The organism is Aeromicrobium erythreum, from assembly GCF_001509405.1.
GTDB lineage: Bacteria > Actinomycetota > Actinomycetes > Propionibacteriales > Nocardioidaceae > Aeromicrobium > Aeromicrobium erythreum.
The window spans coordinates 1,551,683-1,566,125 of sequence record NZ_CP011502.1 but is presented as its reverse complement, the minus strand read 5'-3'; the positions used below and the strand labels follow the sequence as shown (position 1 = coordinate 1,566,125).

Annotated in this window: 13 protein-coding genes; 1 reads left to right on the top strand and 12 read right to left on the bottom strand. The window is 72.2% G+C overall.

What is annotated here, in order from left to right:
* Window positions 1-136: 136 nt before the first annotated feature.
* From Aeryth_RS07355 to Aeryth_RS07330, 6 genes are all read right to left on the bottom strand, one after another.
* Window positions 137-1,405, bottom strand: a complete 1,269-nt coding sequence (locus Aeryth_RS07355; RefSeq protein WP_067856598.1) for an ammonium transporter — start codon at window positions 1,403-1,405, stop codon at window positions 137-139.
* A gap of 158 nt (window positions 1,406-1,563) precedes the next feature.
* Window positions 1,564-2,265: a tRNA (guanosine(37)-N1)-methyltransferase TrmD gene (gene trmD, locus Aeryth_RS07350; protein ID WP_067861462.1), complete on the bottom strand. Its 702-nt coding sequence runs from the start codon at window positions 2,263-2,265 to the stop codon at window positions 1,564-1,566.
* A gap of 20 nt (window positions 2,266-2,285) precedes the next feature.
* On the bottom strand, window positions 2,286-2,840 hold the full coding sequence (gene rimM, locus Aeryth_RS07345; RefSeq protein WP_067856596.1) for a ribosome maturation factor RimM: 555 nt from the start codon (window positions 2,838-2,840) through the stop codon (window positions 2,286-2,288).
* 9 nt (window positions 2,841-2,849) lie between these two features.
* Window positions 2,850-3,101, bottom strand: a complete 252-nt coding sequence (locus Aeryth_RS07340; RefSeq protein ID WP_067856593.1) for an RNA-binding protein — start codon at window positions 3,099-3,101, stop codon at window positions 2,850-2,852.
* A 2-nt stretch (window positions 3,102-3,103) separates the two neighbouring features.
* Window positions 3,104-3,556: a 30S ribosomal protein S16 gene (rpsP, locus tag Aeryth_RS07335; RefSeq protein ID WP_067856590.1), complete on the bottom strand. Its 453-nt coding sequence runs from the start codon at window positions 3,554-3,556 to the stop codon at window positions 3,104-3,106.
* Between the two features lie 181 nt (window positions 3,557-3,737).
* Window positions 3,738-4,526, bottom strand: a complete 789-nt coding sequence (locus tag Aeryth_RS07330) for a crotonase/enoyl-CoA hydratase family protein (protein ID WP_067861460.1) — start codon at window positions 4,524-4,526, stop codon at window positions 3,738-3,740.
* Window positions 4,527-4,569: 43 nt separating this feature from the next.
* Between Aeryth_RS07330 and Aeryth_RS07325 the strand changes: the two genes are divergently transcribed.
* Window positions 4,570-4,944 carry an arsenate reductase family protein gene (locus tag Aeryth_RS07325; RefSeq protein WP_067856587.1) on the top strand — a complete coding sequence of 125 codons (375 nt, stop codon included), beginning with the start codon at window positions 4,570-4,572 and terminating at the stop codon, window positions 4,942-4,944.
* An 18-nt stretch (window positions 4,945-4,962) separates the two neighbouring features.
* Here the strand turns inward: Aeryth_RS07325 and Aeryth_RS07320 are convergent, their stop codons facing one another.
* The 6 genes from Aeryth_RS07320 to Aeryth_RS07295 all read right to left on the bottom strand — a co-directional run bounded on the left by Aeryth_RS07320 (window position 4,963) and on the right by Aeryth_RS07295 (window position 14,314).
* The gene (locus Aeryth_RS07320; RefSeq protein WP_236749844.1) at window positions 4,963-6,897 is read right to left on the bottom strand and encodes an ABC transporter ATP-binding protein; all 1,935 of its coding nucleotides are present in this window, start codon (window positions 6,895-6,897) and stop codon (window positions 4,963-4,965) included.
* Window positions 6,894-8,627 (bottom strand): ABC transporter ATP-binding protein, encoded by a 1,734-nt coding sequence (locus Aeryth_RS07315; RefSeq protein WP_067856584.1) that lies wholly within the window; start codon window positions 8,625-8,627, stop codon window positions 6,894-6,896. Before Aeryth_RS07315 ends, Aeryth_RS07320 begins: the two co-directional genes overlap by 4 nt.
* A gap of 47 nt (window positions 8,628-8,674) precedes the next feature.
* The gene (gene ffh, locus Aeryth_RS07310; protein ID WP_067856581.1) at window positions 8,675-10,252 is read right to left on the bottom strand and encodes a signal recognition particle protein; all 1,578 of its coding nucleotides are present in this window, start codon (window positions 10,250-10,252) and stop codon (window positions 8,675-8,677) included.
* Window positions 10,253-10,324: 72 nt separating this feature from the next.
* On the bottom strand, window positions 10,325-12,604 hold the full coding sequence (locus tag Aeryth_RS07305) for a [protein-PII] uridylyltransferase (protein ID WP_158509193.1): 2,280 nt from the start codon (window positions 12,602-12,604) through the stop codon (window positions 10,325-10,327).
* Window positions 12,605-12,692: 88 nt separating this feature from the next.
* Entirely contained in the window at window positions 12,693-13,031 is a 339-nt protein-coding gene (locus tag Aeryth_RS07300) for a P-II family nitrogen regulator (protein WP_067856575.1), read from the bottom strand.
* A 2-nt stretch (window positions 13,032-13,033) separates the two neighbouring features.
* Complete coding sequence (locus Aeryth_RS07295) at window positions 13,034-14,314, bottom strand: ammonium transporter (RefSeq protein WP_067856574.1); 1,281 nt, start codon at window positions 14,312-14,314, stop codon at window positions 13,034-13,036.
* Window positions 14,315-14,443 lie beyond the last annotated feature (129 nt).

The window sequence follows — 14,443 nt, the reverse complement described above, 5'->3', positions numbered from 1 at the left end:
AGGGTTCCTGACACCGGCATCGTCCCCGGCGCAGCGCCCGGCGGGGTGCCGGGCCGTGGGCGGCAGAAGATCCAGAACGCCACGAGGGCACCTGCCCGAGCAGGTGCCCTCGTGGGGTCTTGGGGTGGGCGACGGCTCAGTCGAGCGCGTAGCCCTCGCCACCGTGGAGGACGCTGTCGATGCCGGCGACCTCCTCCTCCTCGGTGACACGGAAGCCGACCGTCACGTCGATCACCTTCGCGATGATGAAGGCCATCACGAAGCTGTAGGTCGCGATGGCGACAGCCGGGATGAACTGGACGATCAGCTGGTCGATGTTGCCGCCCGTGAAGAGGCCGGTGTCGATCGCGAAGAAGCCGAGGTACAGCGTGCCGATGACGCCCGCGACCAGGTGCAGGCCGACCACGTCGAGCGAGTCGTCGAAGCCGAGCTTGTACTTGAGCTCGATGGCGACCGCACAGACGGCACCGGCGACGAGGCCGAGCACGATGGACCAGAACGGCGTCAGGTTGGCGCAGGCCGGCGTGATCGCGACCAGACCGGCCACGACACCGGAGGCGGCGCCGACGGCGGTGGCCTTCCCGTGACGGAAGTGCTCGACCACGATGAAGCCGATGGCCGCTGCGGCCGGGCAGACGATCGTGTTGACGAAGATCAGCGCAGCCTGGCCGTCCGCGGTGGCGGCACCGCCGTTGAAGCCGAACCAGCCGAACCACAGCACCGCGGCACCGATGAGGACGAGCGGCACGTTGTGCGGGACGGCGGTCTCCTTGCTGAAGACCTTGCGCTTGCCCAGGACGAGCGCGAGGGCCAGGGCGGCCGCGCCGGCGTTGATGTGCACCGCGGTGCCGCCGGCGAAGTCGATCGTCTCGGTGCTCAGGCCCAGGTGGGTGCCGAGCTGGCCGACCCAGCCGGTGAAGGTCGTCGTGTCACCGTCCACGACGAACGAGAACACCCACGAGGCGACCGGGAAGTAGACCAGCACGGAGAAGAACCCGGCGAACAGCAGCCAGGGGAAGAACCGCGCACGGTCGGCGATGGCGCCCGAGATGAGGGCGACGGTGATGATCGCGAAGGTCGACCCGAAGGCCGCCGCCGCGAGGACAGCACCGGCGCTGGCGTCACCGCCGAACGCGGCCTTGGCCGCGTCGTTCAGCGCGAAGTCGGAGAACGGGTTGCCGAGCACCTCGGGGATCCAGTCGTTGCTGGTTCCGTCCACGAAGGCCATGTTGGCACCGAAGAGCATCCAGAGGACGCCCACGAGGCCCATCGTGCCGAAGCTGAGCATCATCATGGACACGACGCTCTTGGCCTTGACCAGACCGCCGTAGAAGAAGGCGAGGCCTGGCGTCATGAAGAGCACCAGCGCTGCCGTGATGAGCAGCCAGTAGGTCGGGAAATTCATCGAGTGTCTCTCTCGTCGTCAGGGGGCGAGCAGGGAGGACCCCGCGAGGGGGCGACACGCGGCGACGCTGCTGCGTGGTTCCTGCGTCATGCTGGCGACAGGAGGTTGTGCGGGGCTTGCCTCCGGGTCACAGGAGCGTTACGACGACGAGCCTCGGGTTAACTCGATGTTTCGGACGCGTCACCGAGCAGGTCCGGGCGCCGCTCGCGGGTGCGCTGCAGCGCCTGCTCGTGCCGCCAGGCGGCGATCGCGCCGTGGTGGCCGGACAGCAGGACGTCGGGCACCGTGTGGCCGCGCCACGTGGCCGGCTTGGTGTACACGGGGTACTCCAGGAGGCCGTCCTCGCCGTGCGACTCCTCGGCGAGCGAGGCGGGGTTGCCCATGAAGCCGGGGACGAGGCGCACGACGGCCTCGATCACCGCGAGCGCGGCGACCTCTCCCCCGTTGAGGACGAAGTCGCCGAGGGAGACCTCCTCGACGCGCCAGCGCTCGCGGGCGTGGTCGATGACGCGCTGGTCGATCCCCTCGTAGCGACCGCACGCGAACACGAGGTGCCGCTCGCGGCTGAGGTCGTGCGCGAGGGACTGGCGGAACGGGGTGCCCGACGGCGTGGGCACCACGACGACGCTGTCGTCGGTGGCGACCGTGTCGAGGGCCTCGCCCCACGGCTCGGGCTTCATGACCATGCCGGCGCCGCCGCCGTAGGGCGTGTCGTCGACGGTGCGATGCCGGTCGTGGGTGAAGTCGCGCAGGTCGTGCGTCGCGATCTGCAGCAGACCCTTCTCGCGGGCCCGGCCGGCGAGCGACAGGTCGAGCGCGTCGAGGTACGCCGGGAAGATGGAGACGACGTCGATGCGCAGGGTCGGGGCGTCGGGCTCGCTCATGCGTCGGCACCGCCGGCGGCCCGCTCGGGCTCGGCGACGGCCTGGGCGTCGGGGTCGAGCAGACCGGGCACGTCGGCGAGCGTCACGTGGCCCGCACCCAGGTCGACGTCGGGGACGAGCGCGACCACGAACGGCACGAGCACGCCGCGCGCGCCCGCGTCGAGGTCGAGCGACAGCAGGTCCTGCTCGGGCAGGTGGAGCACGTCGGCGACGACCCCGACGTCGGTGCCGGCGTGGTCGTGCACGCGCAGGCCGACGAGCTGGTGGTCGTAGTAGGCGTCGTCGTCCTCGGGCACGTCGTCGGGGTCGACGTCGACCTCGAGGACGCGTCCGTGCAGGGCCTCGGCCGCGGTGCGGTCGCCGACGCCCTCCAGACGCAGCAGGAGCCGCCCGGAGTGGTTCCGGGCGGCTGCCACGACGACGGTGCGGTCGCCGGCGACGAGGGCGGTGCCAGGTGCGAAGCGACGCTCCGGCTCGTCGGTGCGGACCTGGACGGCGAGCTCGCCCTTGATGCCGTGGGCCCGGCCGATGCGGCCGACGACGACGCGCACGTCAGGTCCTCAGCGCTGGCGGTCGACGTCCACGAAGTCGATGCGGGCACCCTTGGTGCCGGCGATCGCTCCGGTGACGGTGCGGATCGCCGACGCGGTACGACCGGAGCGGCCGATCACCTTGCCGAGGTCGGCAGGGTTGACCCGCACCTCGAAGAGGTCGCCCCGGCGGGTCGACGCGGCGCGCACGTCGACCTCGTCGGGGTGGTCGACGATGGCCGACACGAGGTGCTCGATGACCTCCTGCGTGCGACCAGCCACGATCAGGACTCGGTGCTCTCGGCCTCGGCGGGCGCCTCGGCAGCGGTGTCCTCGGCCTTGGCCTCCTCGGCGGGTGCCTCGTCAGCCTTCTTCGCGGCCTTCTTCTTGGTGGTCGCGTCGGTCTTGGGCTCCGAGTGCAGCTCCTTCAGGGCGGCGTCGAACAGCGCGGCCTTGTCGGCCTTCGGCTCGGGCTGCTTGAGGGTGCTGGTGCCACCGATGTCGCCGGTGATCTTGAGCAGCGCGGCGACGGCCTCGGTGGGCTGGGCGCCGACGCCAAGCCAGTACTGGGCGCGCTCGGAGACGACGTGGATCGTCGACGGCTCGGTCTTCGGGTTGTACGTGCCGATCTCCTCGATCACACGACCGTCGCGCTTGGTGCGCGAGTCGGCGACGACGATGCGGTAGTACGGGGTGCGGATCTTGCCCATCCGCTTCAGGCGAATCTTGACGGCCACGGGTGTGGTGTCTCCTCAGGTCTCTGTGGTGGGGTGACGTGGCGAGCCGGGTGGGGTCACGACTCGGTCACGAAGCTGGTGGGCCCAGCGGTCGGGGTGAGAGGGTCCCGGCCGCAGCGGACACAAGGCGACATTCTGCCAGACGACGTCCGCCAGGACCACATCGCCTCGCGTGTCCCGGTCACCGGTCCGGGGCACCGTCGTCGAAGCGACCGTGCCGGCCCGCGCCGGCCACGAAGCGCGCCGCGCCCTCGACGGCCTCGGCGGCGACGACGGGCAGCCCGCCCGCGCCCTCGGCGCGCAGCGCTTCGGCCAGCGGGAGGTCCCACTGCCCCAGCACCGACGCGCGGTCCGCGCGGAGGCAGGCCTGCGGGAAGGCCGCGAGCTGCTCGGCCAGCTCGTGGGCGACGTCGAGCGCGCGTCCGGGGGCCACGACCCGGTTGACGAGTCCCATCTGCAGCGCCTCGTGCGCCTCCACGGGGCGTCCGGTGAGCACGAGGTCCATCGCCCGGCCGTGCCCGACGACACGCGGCAGCCGCACGGTGCCACCGTCGATGAGCGGGACGCCCCAGCGGCGGCAGAACACCCCGAGCACGGCGTCCTCGGCGGCGACCCGGAGGTCGGCGAGCAGCGCGAGCTCGAGACCGCCGGCCACGGCGTGGCCCTCGATGGCGGCGACGAGCGGCTTCGTCAGCGCCATGCGGGTCGGCCCCATCGGGCCGTGGCCGTCGGGGTCGAGCACGTGGCCGCGCTCGGGGTCGGCGACGGCCGACAGGTCGGCGCCCGCGCAGAACGTGCCTCCCTCGCCGTGGAGCACGGCGACGGCGACGTCGTCGTCGGCCTCGAAGCGCTCGAAGGCGGCCAGGAGGGCTGCGGCGGTGGGGCCGTCGACGGCGTTGCGGACGTCGGGTCGGTGCAGGGTGATCGTGCAGACGGCGTCGTCGACGTCGTAGCGGACGGGTTCGCTCACGAGACCCACGCTAGCCGTCGGTCTGCGTGGCTACGCTGACCTCATGGCCGACGTCACCGTCCTGCACCACCCGGGCTGCTCCACCTCGCGGCACGCGCTCGACTCCGCCGCGCAGGCGGGCGTCGAGGTCGAGGAGGTGCGCTACCTGAAGCAGCCGCTCGACCGCGCCACGCTGCTCGCGCTCCTGGAGCGGCTCGAGGACGAGCCCGCCGACCTCGTCCGCAAGGACGCCTTCTTCAAGGAGCAGGGTCTGGACGCCGCCGACTACACGACGCCCGAGCAGGTCGCCGACCTGCTCGTCGAGCACCCCCGTCTGCTCCAGCGGCCCGTGCTGGTGCGCGGCACGCTGGACGGACCCGGACGGGCCATCATCGGGCGGCCGAAGGACCGCGCCGACGCCTTCCTGCGCGAGGGCTGACCCGCTCCCCCGCACCGCTCACGTGGCGGTGCCGGCGAACTGCGCGGCGTAGAGCCGGGCGTACGCACCCTCGGCGGCCAGCAGCGTGTCGTGGTCGCCCTGCTCGACGATGCGGCCGGACTCCATGACGACGATGGTGTCGGCCTCGCGGATGGTCGACAGGCGGTGCGCGACCACGAACGACGTGCGGTCGCGCCGCAACCGGCCCATGGCCTCCTGCACGAGCGCCTCCGTGCGCGTGTCGACCGAGCTCGTCGCCTCGTCGAGCACCAGCACGGGCGGGTCGGCGTGGAACGCGCGGGCGATGGTGAGCAGCTGGCGCTGGCCGGCGCTGAGGCTCCCCCCGCCCTCGTCGACGACGGTGTCGTAGCCGTCGGGCAGCGTCCGGACGAGGTGGTCGACCGAGGCGGCCTCCGCGGCGCGCCTGACGGCGGCGTCGTCGACGTCGCCCACGCGGCCGTAGGCGATGTTCTCGCGGATGGTGCCCTTGAACAGCCAGGCGTCCTGCAGCACCACGCCGAAGCACCGTCGCAGCGCCTGGCGGTCCATCGTGGCGACGTCGACGCCGTCGAGCGTGATGCGTCCGGCGTCGAGCTCGTAGAAGCGCAGCAGCAGGTTGACGAGGGTCGTCTTGCCCGCGCCGGTCGGTCCGACGATCGCCACGGTCGCGCCCGGCTCGGCGACGAGGTCGAGACCCTCGATGAGCGGAGCGTCGGTGTAGGAGAACGCCACGTCGTCCAGGACCACCCGACCCCGCACGGGCTGCGTCGGCACGAGCGGCGCCGCGCCGCCGGGCCCCACGTCGGGACGCTCCAGCTCGGTGTCGAGCAGGGCCAGCACGCGCTCGGCCGAGGCCATGCCGGACTGCAGGAGGTTGACCATCGACGCGATCTGGGTGAGCGGCTGCGTGAACTGCCGCGAGTACTGGATGAAGGCCTGGACGTCCCCCACCGTGAGGCTGCCGGTCGAGACCCGGACCGCGCCGATCACGGCGACCAGCACGTAGTTGAGGTTGGAGACGAACATCATGAGCGGCTGGATGACGCCCGAGATGAACTGGGCCCGGAACGCCGACGTGAACAGGGCGTCGTTGCGGCGCTCGAACTCCTCCCGGACGTCGCGCTGGCGGCCGAAGACCTTGACCACCTCGTGACCCGTGAAGACCTCCTCCACGTGGCCGTTGACCTTCCCGGTGGCGGCCCACTGGGCGACGAACTGCGGCTGCGAGCGGCGCATGACCGCCTGTGTCAGCCACACGGCGAGCGGGATCGTGGCCAGGGCCACGAGCGCCAGCAGCGGCGAGATCCAGACCATCATGACGAGCGTGCCGACGACCGTGAGCAACGAGGTCAGGAGCTGGCTGATCGTCTGCTGCAGCGACTGGCCGATGTTGTCGATGTCGTTGGTGGTGCGCGACATCAGCTCGCCGCGCTCCGTGCCGTCGACGAACGAGAGCGGCAGCCGGTGCAGCGTGGCCTCCACGTCGTCGCGCAGGCCGCCGACCATCCGCTGCACGACGGCGGTGGTGAGCCGGCCCTGCCACCACATGAAGCCCGACGCCAGGACGTACAGCACGATCGCGCCCGCCAGCACCCAGCCGAGCTGCGTGAAGTCGATGCCCTGCCCGGGGCGCACGTCGGCACCGAGGAGCACGTCCGCGAGACGGTCCTGGCCGTCGGCACGCAGCCGCTCCACGACCTCGGCCTGGCTCGCGCCGGCCGGCAGCCGGCTCGACAGGTAGCCGCTGAAGACGAGGTCGGTCGCGTGCCCGAGGAGCCGCGGGCCGAGCACGGACAGGGTCGTGCCGATGACACCCAGCGCGGCGATGGCAGTGACCGTCGCGCGGTCCTGGAGCAGTCGTCGCCCGATGCGTCGCGCGGTGCCCCGGAAGTCCGACGCGCGCTGGGGCGCCATGGCTCCGGCGGCCATCGGCCCGCGTGGTCCGCCGCTCATCGCGCCTCCGCCTCGCTGAGCTGGGAGAGGACGATCTCGCGGTAGACCGCGCACGTGTCCATGAGGTCTCGGTGCGTGCCCGTGCCGACGACGCTGCCCTCGTCAAGGACGACGATCCGGTCGGCGTCGCGGATGGTCGAGACCCGCTGGGCGACGGTCACGACCGCGGCGTCGCGGGTCAGCGGCCTCAGGGCGTCCCGCAGCGCCGCGTCGGTGGCGTAGTCGAGCGCGGAGAAGGAGTCGTCGAACAGGTACACGAGCGGACGCTTCACCAGCGCGCGGGCGATCGCCAGCCGCTGCCGCTGACCGCCGGAGAAGTTGGTGCCGCCCTGCGAGACGGGTGCCTGGAGCCCCTCGGGCAGCGCCTCGACGACGTCGCGCGCCTGGGCCACGTCGAGTGCCTCCCACAGCTCGGCGTCGCTCGCGTCGGGACGGCCGTAGCGCAGGTTCGACGCCACCGTGCCGGAGAACAGGAACGCGCGCTGGGGCACCAGCCCGATCGCCGCCCAGACCGCCTCGGGCGTCATCGTCCGCACGTCCCGGCCGTCGAGCAGCACCTGCCCCGCGGTGACGTCGAAGAGTCGGGGCACGAGGTTGACCAGCGTCGACTTCCCGCTGCCGGTCGACCCCACGACCGCGGTGGTCTCCCCCGGTCTGGCCACGAGGGAGACGCCGTGCAGCACGTCCTGCTCGGCCCCTGGATACGCGAAGGAGGCGTCGCGCACCTCCAGCGCGCCGCGGGCCACGGGCGTGTCGTCGGCGTCGGGCGCGGCGACGATGCTCGGCTCGGTCTCCAGGACCTCGGTGATCCGCTCCGCCGACACCTCGGCGCGCGGCCAGAGCATGAGCATGAAGGTCGCCATCATGACGGCCATGAGGATCTGCACGAGGTAGTTCTGGAACGCGGTCAGCGTGCCGACCTGCAGGTCGCCCGACGCGATGCGGTAGCCACCGAACCAGGTGGCGGCCACGACCGAGACGTTCATGACGAGCATGACCGTCGGGAACATCAGTGCCATCACGCGCCCGGCCGCGACCGCGACGTCGACGTACGCCTGGTTGGCCCGCGCGAAGCGCTCGGCCTCGCGCTCCTCGGTGGCGAACGCCCGGACGACGCGGATGCCCTGGATCTGCTCGCGCATGACGTCGTTGAGGCCGTCGATCCGCTCCTGCATCTGACGGAACAGCGGACGCATCGTGCGGATGATGAGGCCCACGGCCACCACCAGGACGGGGATGACCACGACGAGCAGGCCCGACAGCTCGACGTCCTGGCGCAGGGCCATCGCGACGCCCCCGACCGCCATGATCGGGGCCGACACCAGGAGCGTCAGCGCCATGAACACGAGCAGCTGCACCTGCTGCACGTCGTTCGTGGCGCGCGTGACCAGCGTCGGCGCGCCGAAGTGGGCCAGCTCGCGGGCGGCGAACCCCTCGACCGCGTCGAACACGCCGGCGCGCAGGTCGCGGCCGAGCGCCATCGCCACCCGCGCCCCCACGTAGACGGCGACGACCGTGCACGCCACCTGCAGCACGGTGACGAGCAGCATCACGCCGCCCGTGGTCCAGATGCGTCCCACGTCGCCGCGGACGACGCCGTCGTCGATGATCTCGGCGTTGAGCCCCGGCAGGTAGAGGTTGGCGATCGTCTGCGCCAGCTGGAACAGCACGACCACGGCGATCGGTCCGCGGTAGGGCCGCAGGTGGCGGCGCAGGAGCGGGATCAGCACGACGTCAGACTACGTTGCCCCGAGCAACGGTCTCGCGGACGAGCCGCTCAGAGCAGGTCCCTGAGCTCCTTCGGCAGCTCGAAGTCCTGCGCGCCCTGCTGGCCGCCGAAGCCGAACGCCTCGGCGCCGTCCTTCGCGGCCGGCTTCTGCTGGGACGCCTGGGCCCGCTTGGCCGGGTTGCCCGACACGCGCTTGCCCTTCTTCTTCTGGTTCTGCGGCTTCTGGCGGGCGCCGGCCCGCTTGCCGACGCCGGGCATGCCGGGGACGCCGCCCATGCCGGGCATGCCCCCGCCCTTCGCCATCTGCTGCATCATCTTGCGTGCCTCGAAGAAGCGGGTGACGAGCTGGTTGACGTCCTGCACCGAGGTGCCCGAGCCCTTGGAGATCCGGGCGCGGCGCGACCCGTCGATGATCTTGGGGTCGTCGCGCTCCTTCGGCGTCATCGACAGGATGATCGCCTTCACCTTGTCGAGCTCGCGGTCGTCGAAGTTCGCGATCTGGTCCTTGAACTGGCCCATGCCCGGGAGCAGGCCCATGAGCTTGCTCATGGACCCCATCTTCGACAGGGTCTCCATCTGCTTGAGGAAGTCCTGGAGCGTGAAGGTGCCCCCGAGCATGCGCTCGGCGTCCTTCTCGGCCTGCTCGGCGTCGTAGACCTTCTCGGCCTGCTCGATGAGCGACAGCATGTCGCCCATGTCGAGGATCCGGCCGGCCATGCGGTCGGGGTGGAAGACGTCGAAGTCGGTGAGCTTCTCGCCCGTGGAGGCGAACATGATGGGCCGGCCGGTGATCTCGCGGACCGACAGCGCAGCACCGCCCCGGGCGTCGCCGTCGAGCTTGGTGAGCACCACGCCGGTGAAGTCAACGCCCTCGGCGAACGCCTCGGCCGTCTGCACGGCGTCCTGGCCGATCATCGCGTCGATGACGAACAGGACCTCGTCGGGGTTCACGGCGTCGCGGATGTCGCGCGCCTGCTGCATGAGGTCGGCGTCGATGCCGAGGCGTCCGGCGGTGTCGACCACGACGACGTCGTGCAGGGTGCGGCGGGCCTCGGCGATCGCGTCGCGGGCCACCTGCACGGGGTCGCCGACGGAGCGGGTGCCCTCGGCGCCCCCGTCGCCGCCGCCGGTGTTGCCGGCCTCGGGGGCGAACACGGTGACGCCGGCCTGCTGGCCGACGACCTGCAGCTGGTTGACGGCGTTGGGGCGCTGCAGGTCGCAGGCCACGAGCATCGGGCTGTTGCCCTGCTCCTTGAGCCAGCGGCCGAGCTTGCCCGCGAGCGTGGTCTTGCCCGCTCCCTGGAGGCCGGCGAGCATGATGACGGTCGGCGGGTTCTTCGCGAACCGGACGCGGCGCGTCTCGCCGCCGAGGATCGTCACGAGCTCCTCGTTGACGATCTTGACGACCTGCTGCGCCGGGTTGAGCGCCTTGGAGACCTCGACGCCCAGCGCGCGCTCCTTGACCCGCGCCGTGAACGCGCGGACCACCGGGACGGCGACGTCGGCATCGAGCAGGGCGAGACGGATCTCGCGCGCGGTGGCGTCGATGTCGGCCTCGCTGAGCCGTCCCTTGCCGCGCAGGTTCTTGAACGCGGACTGGAGGCGGTCTTGCAGGGAGTCGAACATGGGCTCCAGCCTACCGAGCGGGCCCGGCGACGCCGACGACCCCGGTCGGCCAAGCCCCGCGAACCAGCTCGCTCAGACCAGGGCCGCGTCGACCGCCTCGTGCAGCCGACGGGTGGCTGCCTCGTCGAGCGGCTCGCCGTCGGCGTCGACCACGTAGAAGACGTCGCGTGCCTCGTCGCCGTAGGTCGACAGGTGCGCCGAGCGGATCGAGCAGTCGACGGCGGCGATCGCGGCGCAGACCGTCCACACGAGTCCGCGGCGGTCCGCGGCCCGGACCTCGAGGAGCGTCGCCGACTCCGACAGGCCCGGCAGAACCCTGACGCGGGCGGGCAGCCCCTCCACCGGGGTGAGCGTCATGCGTCGCTCGAGCGGCACGTCGCCGGCGAGGACGGGCAGCAGACGCTCGCGCACCGCGCTGGCCAGGAGGTCGGGCCGGGCCACCTCCCACAGCGACACGGCCGCGTCGTCCTGGGTGACCACGCGCACCGAGCGCACGGCGAGACCCTGGAGCGCGAGCCCTCCGGCGATGAGGGCCATCACCCCGGGGCGGTCGGCGGTGACGACCGTGACGAGCGACCCGCCGTGGTGGTCGACGACGTCGAGCCCGACCTCGCCCCGGCGCGCACGCGCCAGGGCGTCGGCGGACGGGAAGGGCAGCTCGGCAGGCCAGCCCTCGTACGCGTCGGACGTGGTCGCGGGCGCCGTGCCCGCGAGGTGCTGGTGCGTCTTGGCCACCAGCCCCTCGATCAGGCCGCGCCGCCACGAGGTCCACGCCGTGGGGCCGGTCGAGCGCGCGTCGGCCTGGGTGAGGCTGGCCAGGAGGTCGAGGAAGGCGGCGTCGCCGACGATCTCCGCCACGTTCGCCGCCGTGGCAGGGTCCTCGATGTCGCGACGGGTGGCGACCGTGCCGAGGAGCAGGTGCCAGCGCACGAGCCTGCCCACGACGGCGGCGTCGGCGGGCGGGAAGCCCCAGCGCAGCGCGACGGCCTCCGCCATCGGGGCACCGACCTCGCTGTGGTCGCCGGGCCTGCCCTTGCCGATGTCGTGCAGCAGCGCGGCGACGGCGAGGAGGTCGGGACGCGCGACGTCGCGGCGCAGCGTCGAGGCCACCACGCACGTCTCGACGCTGTGCCGGTCCACCGTGAACCGGTGCACCGGCGAGCTCGAGCCGCGCAGCCGCACGTCGGCCCACTCCGGCAGCCACCTATCGACGACACCTGCGATGTCGAGCTCGTCCCACACCTCGACGAGACCGTGGCCCGCAGTGAGCAGGTCGACGAGGGAGCGGCGCGCAGCGGCCGGCCACGGCTCCTCCAGCGGCCCCAGGTCGCGGGCGAGGCGCTGGGCGGTCCCCGCCGCGAACGGGAGTCCGGCCCGGGCCGCGACGGCGGCGGCCCTCAGCGCGACGGCGGGGTCGCGGCGCGGGTCGGCGTCGGCGGTGAGGACCACCTCGTCGCCGAGCCAGCCCACGCCGGCGTCGACCTGCACCACCGCAGGCCCGCTGCGTCGCAGGCCGGGCCGGGGTCGCGGGCTCGCCCTCGGCGCGAGGACGGCGTCGAGCCGGCGCCAGGTCACGTCGGCGACGTGCGCGATACGTCGTCCGAGGTGGCGCACGTGCAGGTCGAGGGCATGCGGCTCCATCCCGACGGCCTCGGCGACCGCCGGCACGTCCTCCATCGCGAGCCGGTCGGTACGGCGCCCGGTGCTGGTGTGAAGGGCGTCGCGCACGTCGAGGAGAGCGGAGCGCAGCTCCTCGACCTCCGCATGGGGCACGTCGACGAGCCACGTCGCGACGAGGGCCCGCAGGTCGACGCCGTCGCGCAGGCCTCCCCCGGACTCCTTGAGGTCCGGCACCGCGGCGTAGGCCAGCCAGCCCGAGCGCTCGAGCCGCTGGCGACGCCCGGCGCGCAGGTCCTCGACCCGGGTGCGCGCCTCGCGGCGCCAGTCGGCCAGCACGTGGGAGCGCAGCGCGAGGACGAGCCCAGCGTCGCCGGCCACCGTCCGCGCGTCGAGCATGCCCATGGCGGCGCGGTGGTCCTCCGCTGCCGTGGCGCGCATCTGCACGGCGTCGCGGACGGAGTGGTCGAGCGGGATGCGCGCGTCCCACAGCGGGTACCAGAGCGCCTCGGCGACCTCGCGGACCCGGTCCTCGGGCACGGCGGGGTCGTGCAGCAGGACGACGTCGAGGTCGCTGGACGGCGAGAGCTCGCGTCGCCCGTAGCCACCGACCGCGACGGCGACCAGGCCCGTGGGGTCGGGCCCGACCGCCGCCGTGAACGCGTCGGCGACCAGGCGGTCGGCGTCGTCGGCCCGGCGGCGTCGGTCGGCGGCGGTGCTCGGGGGGTGGTTCACGGCACCAGCCTGCCGCACCGGACCAGCCAGGACGCACCGCAGCCCACGACCGGTGCGGTCGTGGGCTGCGGCGGGGTCGGGCGAGAGGTCAGAGGGCGGCCTCGTCGGTCTCGCCGGTGCGCACGCGCACCACCGAGTCGACGGGGACGACCCACACCTTGCCGTCGCCGATCTTGCCGGTCTGGGCGGCTGCCGTGATGGTGCTGACGACCGTCTCGACGTCGGCGGCGTCGACGACGACCTCCAGGCGGATCTTCGGCACGAGGGTGACGTCGTACTCCGCCCCGCGGTAGACCTCCGTGTGGCCCTTCTGCTGGCCGTAGCCGCTGGCCTCGGTGACGGTCATGCCGGCGACGCCGGCGGACGCGAGGGCCTCGCGGACCTCTTCCCACTTGTGCGGCTTGATGACCGCGGTCACGAGCTTCATCATCAGACTCCCGTCTTGAAGGGCGAACCACCGGAACCGCCGGTGTAGTCGTACGCGGACTCGAGGTGCTCGACCTGGTCGATGCCGGAGACCTCGTCCTCCGGGTCGATCCGGAAGCCGATCGTCATGTCGATCAACTTACCGATGACGTACGTGAGCACGAACGAGAAGACCATGACGACGACGGCGGCCAGCACCTGCTTGCCGAGCAGCTCGGCGTTGCCACCGTAGAAGAGTCCGTCGACGGGCGCACCGCCACCGGGCGCCGTCGTGGCGAGGAAGCCGATGAGGACGGTGCCGATGAGCCCGCCCACGAGGTGCACGCCGACGACGTCGAGCGAGTCGTCGAAGCCGAGCTTCCACTTGAGGCCGACCGCTGCGGCGCACACGACACCGGCGACCAGGCCCAGGATGACCGACCCGAACGGCGACAGCGCACCGGCGGCGGGCGTGATGGCGACGAGGCCGGCGACGGCACCCGACGCGGCGCCGAGGCTGGTGCCCTTCTTCTCCTTGACGAACTCGTAGGCGAGCCAGCCGACGATCGCGCCGGCGGTGGCCACCGCGGTGTTGACGAAGGCGAGACCGGCCAGGCCGTTCGCGCCGAGCGCCGAGCCGGCGTTGAAGCCGAACCAGCCGAACCAGAGGAGGCCGGCGCCCAGCAGCACGAACGGCAGGTTGTGCGGACGCATCGGGTCGCGCTTCCAGCCGGTGCGCTTGCCGAGCACGAGGGCGAGTGCGAGACCGGCCGCACCGGCGTTGATGTGCACCGCGGTGCCGCCCGCGAAGTCGACGGCCTCGAGCTTGGTGGCGATCCAGCCGCCCCCCTCCCCGTCACTGCCGCCGAAGTCGAAGACCCAGTGCGCGACGGGGAAGTAGACGACGGTGACCCACACGACCACGAAGACGAGCCAGCCGGAGAACTTCGCACGGTCGGCGATCGCGCCACTGATGAGGGCGACGGTGATGATGGCGAACATCAGCTGGAACCCGGCGAACACGAACTCGGGGATCGTGCCGTAGGCGGTGTCGACGCCGATGTTGAGGAACCCGAGCCGCTCGGTGCCGCCGATGAGGCTGTTGCCGCCGGGGCTGAACGCGAACGAGTAGCCGTAGAGCACCCACAGCACCGGCACGATGGCCAGCGCGGCGAAGCTCATCATCATCATGTTGAGCACGCTCTTCGCGCGCGTCATGCCCCCGTAGAAGAACGCGAGCCCGGGCGTCATGAGCAGCACCAGTGCGGCGCTGGCCAAGACCCAGGCGGTGTCGCCGGTATCCATGGAACCTCCGTGAGACGTGATGGGACGGCGCGCCTCCCGGCAGCGCCACGTCACACGATGGACGTCGGGGATTACCTCTGCGGCAGCGTCGCGTTTCGCTCAGGTCACGAGTTCGGCTCCTGCGTTACG

What these genes read in the sequence shown, in the direction of transcription:
- Aeryth_RS07355 (WP_067856598.1), bottom strand. Translation starts at nt 1,405, where the DNA reads ATGAATTTCCCGACCTACTGGCTGCTCATCACGGCAGCGCTGGTGCTC.
- Aeryth_RS07295 (WP_067856574.1), bottom strand. Translation starts at nt 14,314, where the DNA reads ATGGATACCGGCGACACCGCCTGGGTCTTGGCCAGCGCCGCACTGGTG.
- Aeryth_RS07325 (WP_067856587.1), top strand. Translation starts at nt 4,570, where the DNA reads ATGGCCGACGTCACCGTCCTGCACCACCCGGGCTGCTCCACCTCGCGG.
- ffh (WP_067856581.1), bottom strand. Translation starts at nt 10,252, where the DNA reads ATGTTCGACTCCCTGCAAGACCGCCTCCAGTCCGCGTTCAAGAACCTG.
- Aeryth_RS07300 (WP_067856575.1), bottom strand. Translation starts at nt 13,031, where the DNA reads ATGAAGCTCGTGACCGCGGTCATCAAGCCGCACAAGTGGGAAGAGGTC.
- Aeryth_RS07320 (WP_236749844.1), bottom strand. Translation starts at nt 6,897, where the DNA reads ATGAGCGGCGGACCACGCGGGCCGATGGCCGCCGGAGCCATGGCGCCC.